This window comes from Bifidobacterium miconisargentati (assembly GCF_019331675.1).
In the GTDB taxonomy this organism is placed as follows: Bacteria; Actinomycetota; Actinomycetes; order Actinomycetales; family Bifidobacteriaceae; genus Bifidobacterium; species Bifidobacterium miconisargentati.
In genome coordinates this window covers 1-12,348 of sequence record NZ_JAHBBJ010000013.1, presented here as the reverse complement: position 1 = coordinate 12,348, position 12,348 = coordinate 1, and the positions used below count along the sequence as shown (strand labels likewise).

The 12,348-nt window shown below is 64.9% G+C and carries 11 protein-coding genes; 9 read left to right on the top strand and 2 right to left on the bottom strand.

The features are described from left to right. The first annotated feature begins 19 nt into the window (after positions 1-19). The 9 genes from KIH81_RS08610 (at position 20) to KIH81_RS08570 (ending at position 9,747) form a co-directional block, all read left to right on the top strand. Entirely contained in the window at positions 20-409 is a 390-nt protein-coding gene (locus KIH81_RS08610; protein ID WP_055427441.1) for a Rid family detoxifying hydrolase, read from the top strand. A gap of 195 nt (positions 410-604) precedes the next feature. Next, a complete protein-coding gene (locus KIH81_RS08605; protein WP_214304990.1) occupies positions 605-1,522 on the top strand; it encodes a lysophospholipid acyltransferase family protein in 918 nt (305 codons plus the stop codon). A gap of 72 nt (positions 1,523-1,594) precedes the next feature. Further along, the gene (locus KIH81_RS08600; protein ID WP_214304989.1) at positions 1,595-2,596 is read left to right on the top strand and encodes an NAD(P)H-dependent glycerol-3-phosphate dehydrogenase; all 1,002 of its coding nucleotides are present in this window, start codon (positions 1,595-1,597) and stop codon (positions 2,594-2,596) included. Between the two features lie 101 nt (positions 2,597-2,697). Continuing rightward, complete coding sequence (locus KIH81_RS08595; protein ID WP_214304988.1) at positions 2,698-3,885, top strand: D-alanine--D-alanine ligase family protein; 1,188 nt, start codon at positions 2,698-2,700, stop codon at positions 3,883-3,885. 292 nt (positions 3,886-4,177) lie between these two features. Continuing rightward, the gene (locus tag KIH81_RS08590; protein ID WP_214304987.1) at positions 4,178-5,350 is read left to right on the top strand and encodes an ABC transporter substrate-binding protein; all 1,173 of its coding nucleotides are present in this window, start codon (positions 4,178-4,180) and stop codon (positions 5,348-5,350) included. Between the two features lie 50 nt (positions 5,351-5,400). Then, positions 5,401-6,327: an ABC transporter permease gene (locus KIH81_RS08585; RefSeq protein ID WP_214304986.1), complete on the top strand. Its 927-nt coding sequence runs from the start codon at positions 5,401-5,403 to the stop codon at positions 6,325-6,327. A gap of 26 nt (positions 6,328-6,353) precedes the next feature. Continuing rightward, on the top strand, positions 6,354-7,220 hold the full coding sequence (locus KIH81_RS08580; protein WP_214305039.1) for an ABC transporter permease: 867 nt from the start codon (positions 6,354-6,356) through the stop codon (positions 7,218-7,220). Between the two features lie 6 nt (positions 7,221-7,226). Beyond that, positions 7,227-8,477 (top strand): ABC transporter ATP-binding protein, encoded by a 1,251-nt coding sequence (locus KIH81_RS08575; protein ID WP_214304985.1) that lies wholly within the window; start codon positions 7,227-7,229, stop codon positions 8,475-8,477. Between the two features lie 166 nt (positions 8,478-8,643). Further along, positions 8,644-9,747 carry a CPBP family intramembrane glutamic endopeptidase gene (locus tag KIH81_RS08570; RefSeq protein ID WP_214304984.1) on the top strand — a complete coding sequence of 368 codons (1,104 nt, stop codon included), beginning with the start codon at positions 8,644-8,646 and terminating at the stop codon, positions 9,745-9,747. A 54-nt stretch (positions 9,748-9,801) separates the two neighbouring features. Here KIH81_RS08570 and KIH81_RS08565 read toward each other — a convergent pair whose 3' ends face one another. Continuing rightward, the gene (locus KIH81_RS08565; RefSeq protein WP_214304983.1) at positions 9,802-10,599 is read right to left on the bottom strand and encodes a mechanosensitive ion channel family protein; all 798 of its coding nucleotides are present in this window, start codon (positions 10,597-10,599) and stop codon (positions 9,802-9,804) included. A 249-nt stretch (positions 10,600-10,848) separates the two neighbouring features. Continuing rightward, a complete protein-coding gene (locus KIH81_RS08560) occupies positions 10,849-12,300 on the bottom strand; it encodes an aspartate ammonia-lyase (RefSeq protein WP_214305038.1) in 1,452 nt (483 codons plus the stop codon). Positions 12,301-12,348 lie beyond the last annotated feature (48 nt).

Here is a 12,348-nt window from a genome sequence, read left to right as displayed (position 1 = left end):
CTATGAGAGGAGCATCATCATGAGCGAAAAGATGGAAGCGGTCGCGACTTCCGAGGCACCGGCCGCGCTGGGCGCGTACAGCCAGGCCGTCAAGGCGAACGGATTCGTGTTCGTCTCCGGCCAGCTGGGCATCGACCCGGCCACCGGCGAACTGGCCGGCGAGACCGCGGGCGAGCAGGCCGCCCAGGCGCTCAAGAACATCAAGTGCATTCTGGACACGGCCGGCACGGGCATCGAGCACGTGTGCCGCGCCACCATCTACCTGAAGAACGTGGAGGACTTCAAGGAGGTGGACGCCCGCTACGCCGAGGTGTTCATCGGTTCCGTGAAGCCGGCCCGCGTGGCGTTCGGCGGCAACGACATCCCCAAGGGCGCGCTCGTGGAGATCGACGCCATCGCCGTGCTGTGATGCGCTGATCGCTGTTTTGCTTTGCGATTTTGAGACGACCCGTCGTCTGCCCGGATATATGCATCCGAGGCGGGCGGCGGGTCGCTTTCGTCTGTAGGGAGTCTGTAGGGAGTCTGTAGGGCTGGGCGTGGGCGGCCTGAGTAGCGCGAACAATGACGGTTCCGATTCGGGTGGGGCCGTGCAACAATGGTGGGCATGGCATCCAAAGGAAAACCGTCACCGCGTTCCGCGGTCAGCCCCCTGAGCGACGCACGGGTCGCCGAGCTCGCGAAACAGCATCGTCTGGTTGATCCGATGCATGATTTCCCCACCGGAGCGGGGCACAAGGCCAAACTCGACGAGATCAACGCACAGAATCCCAAGGCCACCAAACGACTGCTCACCGGCGTGGACGTGGTTTTCCGCGCGAGCTGTAAGACCCGCGCGTGGGGTCTCGAACAGGTGCCCGAGGACGGTCCTTTCATCACCGCGGCCAGTCATGTGACCATGTTCGACGTGTTCGTGCCGATGGCCAGCCTGTTCCACATGGGCCGCCGCCCGCGGTACATGGCCAAGGCCGAGATGGCGAAGTGGCCGGTGATCGGCAAGTGGTTCCAGCTGGTGGGCATGCAGCCGGTCCAGCGCCACTCCGGCAAGGCCAAGCAGATCGAGGAGACGTCCATCGACATCCTCACGTCCGGCCGTCCGCTCACCGTATGGCCGGAAGGCACCGTGACCCGCGACCCGAAGAAATGGGTGATGAGCATCAAGGAGGGCGTGGGATTCATCGCGCTCGAATCCTCCTGCCGACTGGGCCGTCAGGTGCCGCTGTTCCCGGCGGTCACGTGGGGCGCGGCATCCATCAACCATTGGTGGCCGTGGCCGCGCAAGAACGTGGTGATGTGCTACGACCATCAGCTTGATTACGCCGATTTGCTTACGGACATGGATTCGTGGGGCGACGAGCCGCCGGTCGAGGCCGTCAACGAACTGACGTGGCGCGTGCTCAAGCGCATGAACACGGTACTGGCCGCGATTCGAGGCGAACAATTCCCGGCCGAGGGCTATTGGGACTACCGCAGCATGAGCCGCAAGCCGTGGCCCGAGATCGGCGGGCCGTTCCCGGCGGAGTAACCGGAGTAACATGGCACGAGGTAATCGTGGCAATCGCGCAAGGAAGCTTTGGAGTAGGTAGGAGTAGACATCATGGGTAGGAAAGTAACGGTTCTCGGAGCAGGAGCATGGGGTACCGCCTTCGGTCAGGTGCTGGCCGACGCGGGCAACACCGTGACCATGTGGGCCATGGAGCCCGAAATCGTGGAGGGCATCCGCGACCATCATCACAACGGCGTGCGCCTGCCGTCCGTGGAGAAGCTGCCGGACGCCATGACCGCCACCGGCGACCGTGCCGAGGCCGTCAAGGACGCCGAGATCGTGGTGGTGGCCATCGCCGCCCAGTTCGCGCGCGTGGCCCTGACCGAGTTCAAGGGCCTCATCCCCGAGACAGCCATCGTGGTGAGCCTCATGAAGGGCATCGAGCGCAAGACCAACAAGCGCATGGACGAAGTGGTGCGTGAGACCCTCGACCTGCCGGCCGACCGTTTCGCCGCCATCTCCGGCCCGAACCTGTCCAAGGAGATCGCCGATCGTCACCCCGCCGCCACCGTGGTGGCCTGCGAGGACATCGAGAACGCCAAGAAGGTGGCCGAAACCTGCACCACCTCCTACTTCAAGGCCTTCGTGACCACCGACGTGATCGGTCTGGAAATGTGCGGCAGCCTCAAGAACGTGACCGCGCTCGCCGTGGGCATGGCCCGTGGCGCCGGCTACGGCGAGAACACCGCCGCCATGATCGAGACCCGCGGTCTGGCCGAACTGACCGCTTTGGGTGCGGCCGCCGGCGCCGATCCCAAGACCTTCGCTGGCCTGGCCGGTGTGGGCGACCTCATCGCCACCTGCGGCTCCCCGCTCTCCCGCAACTACACGTTCGGCTCGAACCTGGGCAAGGGCATGAGCGTCGAGGAGGCCACCAAGGTGAGCAACGGCGTGGCCGAGGGCGTACCCACCACGGACGCCGTCGTGGCGCTCGGCGATCAGCTCGGCGTGCCCACCCCGCTGGCCTACCAGATGAGCCGCGTGCTCAACGAGGGCATCTCTTGCTCCGAGATGTTGGCCGGCCTCTTCGGCCGCGAGGTCACCGCCGAGTAGGACTGCGGCCCGACGATAGGGCCGGGGCGCGAGTACACTCGGGTCACGGATTTAGGAACGGCGGACAGACGCCGGACAAGAGTCGAAAGATAGGGATGGTTATGGCCAAAAAGCGTGTTGTGGTGCTGTACGGCGGACGTGCGGACGAGCATTCGATCTCCTGCATCTCCACCGCCGGCGTGCTCAACGCCATGGACACCGATCGCTTCGAGCCGATTCCGGTCGGCATCACCAAGGACGGCAAGTGGATCGTCAACGGTGAGGACCCGCGCGGATGGAGCTTGGACGGCGGCGAGCTGCCGACCGTGAAGATCACGCCGGAATCGCGCCCGGTGCTGCTGGACCCCTCCCGCGGCAAGGATGGCTTCTTCATGGGCGAACCGGAGCATCTGGGCTCCGGCGAATCCGGTTTCGGCACGAGCTTCGTGAGCCTCAACGACCCCGAAATGAGCCACGTACTCACCTCGCTGGGCCATGTGGACGCCGTGCTGCCCGTGCTGCACGGCCCGTATGGCGAGGACGGCACCATCCAGGGCCTTCTGGAAATGATGGACGTGCCGTACGTGGGCTGTGGTGTGTTCGCCTCCGCCGCCTGCATGGACAAGCACTTCACCAAGGTGGTGCTCTCCTCGGCCGGCATCCCCACCGCGCCCGGCATCACCGTGGACGCGCGCAACTTCACCGCCGCGGGCGTGCTGGAGCAGATCGAGGCCGCCCAGCTGGCCTACCCGCTGTTCGTCAAGCCCTCCCGCGCCGGCTCCAGCTTCGGCGTGACCAAGGTGGAACAGGCCGACGACCGCGAGACCCAGCTCGACCGTCTGGCCGCCGCGATCGCCACCGCCGGCGAGCATGACTGGAAGGTGCTCATCGAGCAGGGCATCGACGGTCGCGAGGTGGAATGCGCCGTGCTGTGCGCCAAGCCGGGCGACGAGCCGGAGGCCAGCTGGCCCGGCGAGATCGTGCTCGACCACCAGGACGACGACCAGTTCTACGACTTCGACTCCAAGTACATGGACGCCTCCGCCAGCCACGTGGAAGTGCCGGCCAACCTGCCGGTGAGTGTGCTGGAGGACGTGCGCGACGTGGCCCGCCGCGCCTTCAAGGCCGTGGACGGCGCCGGACTGAGCCGCGTGGACACCTTCGTGACCCCGGACGGCACGGTGATGGTCAACGAGATCAACACCATGCCCGGCTTCACGCCGATCTCCATGTACCCCAAGGCCTGGGAGGCCACGGGCATCGGCTACACCGAGCTCATCACCCGCCTCATCGAGGGCGTGCTGCGCTGACGCGCGTTTCTGCATTCGCGGAAGCCTTGAAGGGGATCGGCCGAGAGACCGGTCCCCTTTGACGTATCCGCCGCAATCGTCACGAATTCATCTTCGGTTTCCTTTTGTTCAGCGAACGGTCGCCAAACGGTGCCGAGCGTTCATCTGCACGCCAGTGTCGGTACATTCTGAACGCTTATGTTCGGTTTTTGGAATTACGGGCCGCGCGAATCACGACGCGAAACAAGCCCACGACTCCCGGGATTCGGCCTCATATGCCGTATCCGGATGTATGCCCAAGAAAAGGAACATCATGAAGAACCTGCGTAAGATCGCGGCCGGCTCCCTCGCCGCCGTGCTGGCGTTCACCATGGCCGCCTGCGGCTCCGGCAACGCCTCCTCCGACTCCGCTTCCGGCTCCACCTCCACCGGCAAGGCCGTGAAGGTCAACGAGAAGTCCGCCAAGGCCACCTCCCTGAAGGACTTCGGCACCATGGACGACCTCGTCAAGGCCGCCGAGGAGGAGGGCGCCCTGAACGTCATCGCCCTGCCCCACGACTGGTCCAACTACGGCGAGGTGATCGACGGCTTCAAGAAGAAGTACCCGAAGATCAAGATCACCGAGCTCAACCCGAACGCCTCCTCCAAGGAGGAGCTGGACGCCGCCAAGACCAACAAGGGCACCGACGCCGCCCCGGACGTGTTCGACGTCGGCCAGTCCATCGCCGCCACCTCCACGGACGCCTTCGCCCCCTACAAGGTGCAGGCCTGGGACAAGATCCCGGATGAGAACAAGGACGCCAACGGCGCCTACTACGCCGACTACACCGGCATCATGTCCATCGGCTGGAACAAGGACAAGTACGGCGACATCACCAAGCTCGATGACCTGCTCGACCCGAAGTTCGCCGGCACTGTGGCCCTCAACGGCAAGCCCGCCGAGGCCGGCGCCGCCTTCAACGGCTACCTCATGGTCAACCAGCTGGCCGGCGGCGACATCAACAATCTGCAGCCCGGCCTCGACTTCTTCAAGAAGCTCAAGGACTCCGGCAACCTGACCACCGTGGACGTGACCAACGGCACCATCGACTCCGGCCAGACCGGTGTGGTCATGGACTGGACCTACAACCAGGCCTCCTACAAGAAGGAGCTCAAGAGCAAGGGCGTGAACTGGGAGTACAAGACCTTCCCGAAGGCCCAGGTGGTGAGCTACTACAACCAGGCCATCAACGTGGACGCCCCGCACCCGGCCGCCGCCCGCCTGTGGGAGGAGTACCTGTACACCGCCGAAGCCCAGAACCTGTGGTTCAAGGGCGGCGCCAATCCGGTTCTGCTCGACTCCATGAAGCAGGACGGCACCGTGGACAAGGACGTGCTCAAGGACGCCATCACCATCGAGGGCAAGCCTGTGAACTACACCAACGACGACGCCACCCGCATCACCGACTGGCTCCAGAACAACTGGGACAAGACGATCGGCAACTGAGCCGCTGGCTCGGTGACCATACCGAAACGTCAAGAATCAAGGCATCATTCATGACCGCCGCAATCGCACAGAACGGACCTGCAGCCGCCAAGGCCGCGGGTCCGTCCGCTACCTCCTCCACGCTGGCCCGGCATCGCCAGGAACTCGGCACTCTCGCCGTGACCCTGCCGTTCTTCGCCTACACCGCGTGCTTCCTGCTCGCGCCCACCGTGATCGTGGTGCTCGGCGCGTTCCAGACCCGTGACGGCGGCTTCACGCTCGCCAACTTCAGCAAGCTGTTCGAAGCCAACACCGTCTCCGCATTCGTCACGTCCATCGTGGTATCCATCGCATCCTCGGTGATCGGCGCCGTGGTGGGCGGCCTCGCCTCCTACGCGCTGGTGATCGGCGCCAAGCCCAACGGCCTCATGCGCCGCATGGTCTCCGCCATCTCCTCCGTGCTCGCCCAGTTCGGCGGCGTGATGCTCGCCTTCGCGTTCATCGCCACCATCGGCATCAACGGCATCGGCACCATGTTCATCAAGCAGGTGACCGGACTGACCGTCAACCCCAACTGGCTGAGCTCCCTGCCGGGCCTCGTGACCGTGTACTGCTACTTCCAGATCCCGCTGATGATCATCATCTTCCTGCCCGCGGTCGATTCCATCCGTCCGCAGTGGCGTGAGGCCTGCGAATCGCTCGGCGGCAACACCGTGCAGTACTGGACGCGCGTGGCCCTGCCGATCCTGGCACCCCGCTTCATCTCCGCGTTCCTGCTGCTGTTCGCCTCCGCGTTCTCCGCGTACGCCACCGCAGCCGCCCTGTTCTCCCAGCGTTCGATTCTCGTGCCGCTGATGATCCAAGGCGCCATGCGCAACGAGATGGACCCGAACCAGCAGGGCTTCGCCCAGGTGCTGGCATTCGCGATGATCGTGGTCGTGGCCATCGTCATGCTGCTGAGCCACGCCGTGGAAAAGAGGGCCGGACGTTGGCAGTGAACGAAACGAATGCAACGAACGCGACCGTGGAAGCCGTCGCGGACGAAACCGTCGGCACCAAGCCGCCGCAGTTGCGCGCCGCCCGCGTGCGCAAGCAGAGCATCATCAAATTCGTGATCCTGCTCGTCACGCTGGGCTTCCTGTTCATCCCGCTGTTCTCGATGCTCATCTTCACGCTGCGCCACCCGCTGTCCGGGCGCTGGTCGCTGGCCCCGTGGGTCGCGATCTTCACCGGCAACGGCGAGTCGCTGGGCGCGGACCTGACCGTGCTGTGGCAGGGCCTCGGAACCTCGCTGGCGCTGTGCGTGGTGACCGTGGTGATCATGCTGCTGCTCATGGTGCCCACGATGGTGATCGTGCACATCCGTTCCAAGGCTTTGGAACGCGCCATCGAATGGGTGGCCACGCTGCCACTGACCATCCCCGCCATCGTGCTGGTGGTGGGCCTCGGCCCGATTTACCGCTGGCTGTCCGCCGACGTGCTGAGCACCAACCCCATCTGGCTGTGCTTCGCGTACGTGATCCTCGTGATGCCGTTCGCCTTCCGCGCCATCGCCGTGGGCCTCAACTCCATCGACGTCAAGACGTTGGTGGAGGCCTCCCGCTCGCTCGGCGCCTCCTGGCCCAAGGTGTTCTTCCGGGTGATCATCCCGAACCTGTGGCAGTCGATCCTTTCGGCATCCTTCATCTCCATCGCCGTGGTGCTGGGCGAATACACCGTCGCCTCGCTGCTCGGCCGCATGAACCTCCAGGTCGCGCTCTACCAGCTCGGCCAATCCAACTCTCAGATCTCCACCGCCATGTCGCTGCTTGCTCTGCTCTTCGGCGTGGTGCTGCTCGTCGCGCTCGACCTCATCTCCGACGCGATGCGCAAATCCAAGGAAGGTAAGTGACCAGACATGACCGCTGATCAGAAGATTTCGGCGTCCTCCCTCACCGCCGGTGCCGCCGTCAAGCCGGACGAGGACGCTTTCAAGAACGACCCGACCGCCACGCTCGAAGGCGTGCGCGGCAAGGACGTGACCAAGGCCGCCAAGCAGCTGCTGCGCGAAAGCGCCAAGCGCGGCGGCGGCTCCATCCAGATGCAGGATGTGGTCAAGATCTACCCCGGCTCCACCAAGCGCGCCCTCGACGACTTCAATCTCGACATCAAGCCCGGTGAGATGGTGGTGCTGCTCGGCGGCTCCGGCTGCGGCAAGTCCACCGCGCTACGCTCGCTGGCCGGCCTCGAGGACATTCAGGGCGGCCGCATCATGGTGGGCGGCCAGGACGTGACCGGCGTGCCGGTCAACAAGCGTGAGATGGCCATGGTGTTCCAGGCCTACTCCCTCTTCCCGCACATGACCGCGCTCGAAAATGTGGCGTTCGGCCTCGAGGTGCGCGGCGTGGGCAAGGAGGAGCGCCGCAAGGTCGCCATGGAGCAGCTCGAGCTCGTGGGACTGGCCGATCAGGCCAAGAAGTACACGCAGCAGATGTCCGGCGGCCAGCAGCAGCGCGTGGCCCTGGCCCGCGCCCTCGCCATCAAGCCGCGCGTGCTCCTGCTCGACGAGCCGCTCTCCGCCCTCGACGCCAAGGTCCGCGTGCAGTTGCGCGACGAGATCCGCCGCATCCAGCTCAACACCGGCACCACCACCGTGTTCGTGACCCACGACCAGGAGGAGGCACTGGCCGTCGCCGACCGCATCGGCGTGATGAACAAGGGCAAGATCGAGCAGATCGCCGCCCCGCAGGATCTCTACCAGCGCCCCGCCACCGAGTACGTGGCCACGTTCATCGGACTCACCAACCGTCTGCCCGGCGCATCCAACGGCGAGGAGGCGGTGGTGTTCGGCCAGCGTCTGCCGCTGCTGCCCGGCTCCACCAAGGGCGATGCCGTGGCCGTGCTGGTGCGTCCGGAGAACCTCACGCTGACGCTGCCCTCGCAGCACGACTCCCACGTGGGCGAACGCGCCCGCGTCGAGGTGATCCACTTCCTGGGTTCGCTGGTGCGCGTGGACACGGTCATCACCTCCGGCGAATACCAGCGCTGGAACAAGGGCGAACAGCTCAAGGTGACCGTGCAGCTGCCGGCCAGCGAACTGCCCGCAGGCCTGGCCGTTGGCGACGACGTGGTGGTCACGCCGCGCGCCGTGGCCGCGCTCGCCTGCTGAAAGGTGCGCAGTCCGCTGTTGCGGCGGTCGTTGTAGACAAACGTCGACTAACGATGGCAGGGTCGCGGGATTCTTAGGGATTCCGCGGCCTTTGCCGTATGCTGGTAGCTAACGCCGCAGTGGCGGACTCACAAGGCCAAGGACGGCCAAAGGATGGGGGAAACCGATGAGTGAGCCGATACCGACGATGCCCGCGCCCAACGCGCAACAGCCGCAATACCAGCCGCAGCCCGGCCAATCACCTCAACCGCAGGACTCGGACCCGCGACGCGCCCAGCACGCGCGTCAGGGTCGCGATTGGTGGTTCACCGCGCACCGCAGATTCTCGCTGATCGGCGCATCGCTGACCATCATGATATTGATCTGGAACGGCCTGAACATCCTACTCGGCACCTCGCTGGATCCGATGTTCGGCGGCAATATGCCGGTATGGGTGAATCTGCTCATCTCCTCCGGGCCGCTATACCTCGTGGCGATTCCCCTGAGCATGATCATCATCACGCGCGTGCCGGCCATCAGGACCATCCAATACCCGATGCGCGTCGGCGAGTTCTTCCAGATGCTCATCATGTGCTTCCCGGTGATGTATCTGGGCAGTTTTCTGGGCTTCATCCTGAGCTTCGCCCTGACCGGCGGGCAGGGCACGAACCGGCTGAACCAAGTGATGGGCGGCGACGAATGGTGGGCCACCCTACTGTTCGTGTGCATACTCGCGCCGATCGTCGAGGAATGGCTGTTCCGCAAGGAGCTCATCTCCCGCCTGCGCCGCTATGGCGAGAAGACCGCGATCATGTTCTCCGCCATCACCTTCGGCCTGTTCCACATGAACCTGTTCCAGTTCTTCTACGCCTTTGGACTGGGCCTTATCTTCGGCTATGTGTATACGCGCACCTCGCGCCTGCGGTACACCGTGCTCATGCACATGGTCATCAACCTCAATGGCTCGGTGGTGGCGCCGTTCCTCGTCGAGCAGGTCGATCCGCGCATCATGAACGGTTCGATGAGCCAGGAGGAACTGTTGCGTATGGCCTCCGAACCCGGTGCCGGCATGGGTGGGATTGGTTATCTGTCCTTGTACGGCATGGTTCTGATGGGGCTGACGATCGCCGGCATCGTGCTGCTCATCATCAAGCGGAAAAGCTGGGAGTTCTACCCGGCACCTGAGGAGCTGCCGGCCGGACTCAAGGTGCGCACCGCCTACGGCAACCCCGGCGTCATCGTGTACCTGCTGCTCACCATCAGCCTGACCGGCTGGATACTGTTCATGTAGTTTCGGGGCTGCGGGAGCTCTACGGCAGGAGCCGCTTCCCGCGTCTGCGCGAAATCACACGTTGTCGGACGAGCCGCCGTCCTCCACCAGATAGTCGGTGCCGGCCTCGGCGATGGCACGGGCGGCGCGGTCGCGTACGCTGGATAGCAGCACACCGGGCTTGGCGAACAGTAGCACCTGACCGGTCATGCCGTACGGCGAGAAGCCGGTGAACTTGACCAGCGGCGGCTGTGTCTCCAAGGCGACGTCCGCCGTGGCCTTCGTGACGCAATCGAGCAGCCTCCGGCTTACCTCGGCCGGGGCGCTGGAGGCCTTGGCCGTGAATTCGAGAGTGACCGTGCCTTCGCTCACCGGCGTCAGTTTGGTGAGCGAGGCGGTATTGAGGATGGAATTGGGGATGACCATGCGGTCGCCGCTGCGCGTCTCGATCATCGAGTGACGCCAGGTGATGTCCACCACGGTGCCGGTGGTGCCCTGGATGGTGACCAGATCGCCCGGCTGGATCACGCGGCCCAGCATAAGACCGAACCCGCCGATCACGTTGGCGATGGTGTCCTTCAGACCCAGGGAGAGGGCCACGCCGCCGACGCCAAGGGCGGTGACCAGCGTGGTGGGGTTGATACCGAACACCGGTTGCAACACCATGGCCGCCGCGGCCACCCAGATCACCACGCGCGTGAGATTGATGAAGATGGAGGCGCTGGGAATCTCCGATTTATCCAACACCTTGCGCAATATGCGGCTGACCGCCCGGTCGGCGATGAACGCCACGGCGGCCACCAGCAGCAGCCAGATCAGCTTGCCGGCGTTCGTATGGAACCATGTGGATATCAGTGCGCCAAAATCAGTCATACGGCCCACCGTAACAGTCGGTCGCAACACTGTTCCGATCGGAATCCTGAAGGTACGGTCGGAGCGTTCCGGGCATATACCTACCATTTGCGGGACCGTGTAAAAGATTCTGGGCATATGCCTGCCGCGAGGCGCCCGAAGTTGTGCTCCTCGCGGTAGGCATATGCCCAGAATGGCCTTTATGGTGCCGATATGCACAGAATAACTGGTGGGTATATGCACAGAACCCGCCAATTCGGGGCGGGCTCCCTACTCCTGATGTTCGCGGCAGGTCTGGCCGAGGCCGCGGGCCAGACGAATCGGGTCGAGAATCTCGTCAAGCTGTTCGGCGGGCAGGTCGGTGCGCTCGGCGGCCACCTCGCGCACCGTGCGGCCGGTCGCCACGGCTTCGGCGGCGATGTCCGCGGCCTTCTCGTAGCCGATGTAATGGTTGAGTGCTGCGGAGATCGACGGCGAGGACTGGGCGAACGCGCGCCCTCGCTCCACGTTGACCTCGATGCCCTCCACGCAGTTGACGCGGAACACGGTCATGGCGTTGGTGAGCAGGGACATGCCGGTCAGCAGCTCATGCACCATCACCGGGTCGAAGGCGTTGAGCTGCAACTGCCCCTCGGCCACAGCCCAGTTCACGGTCACGTCCATGCCGAAGATCATGAAGCAGCATTGGTTCACGCACTCGGGGATCACCGGGTTCACCTTGGCCGGCATGATGGACGAGCCGGCCTGACGTGCGGGCACGTTGAGGTCGTTGAAGCCGCAGCGCGGGCCGGAATTGAGCAGACGCAGGTCGTCGGCGGCCTTCTTGAGGTGCACGGCGAGGCTCTTGATGGCGGCCGAGGTGGCCACGTACGCACCCATGTCCGTCATCGCGGCCACCGGATCGGGTGCGGCGGTGACGGGTAGGCCGGTGATACGGGCCAGGTGACCGATGGCGGACTTGCGGAACCTCAGGTCGGCGCAGATGCCGGTGCCGATGGCCGTGGCGCCGAGGTTCAGCTGGGCCAGCAGCGGCACCACGCGGTCGAACGCGGCCAGATCGGACTTGAGCAGCGTGGCGAAGGCGTGGAATTCCTGGCCGTACGTCATCGGCACGGCGTCCTGCAGCTGCGTGCGGCCGATGGTCACGTCATTGATGTGCTTGTCCGCGAGGTCGTGGAAGGCCTTGGCGAGCTTCTTGGTGGCCTCGGCCAGCGGGCCGATCGCGTCGATGAGCGCGAGCTTGCAGGCCGCGGGGTAGGTGTCGTTGGTGGACTGGGATTCGTTGACGTCGTCGTTCGGATGGATGTAGGCGTAGGCGCCGCGCGGGTGCCCGGCGATCTCCAGCGCGCGATTGGCGATGACCTCGTTCATGTTCATGTTCGAGGACGTGCCGGCGCCGCCTTGCATCACGTCCACCGGGAACTGGTCGGCGAGCTTGCCGCCCTCGATCTCCAGGCAGGCTTGGCGGATGGCCTCGGCCTTGGTGTGGTCCAGCAGACCCAGCTCCTCGTTGGCGATGGCGCAGGCCCGCTTGACCGTGGCGTATGCGCGGATGAGCTCGGGATGCTGGCCGTCCGTGATGCCGGAGACGGGGAAGTTGGCGATGGCGCGTTGGGTGTGGATGCCCCAGTACACGTCCGCCGGCACCTCCATCTGGCCGATGCAGTCGTGCTCGAGGCGGGTGCGGGCGGTAGGGGTGCCGGCGGACGTGTACTGGGGCATCCACACCCAACGCGCCATCGCCAACTTCCCCGTCTCCGGCATCACGGA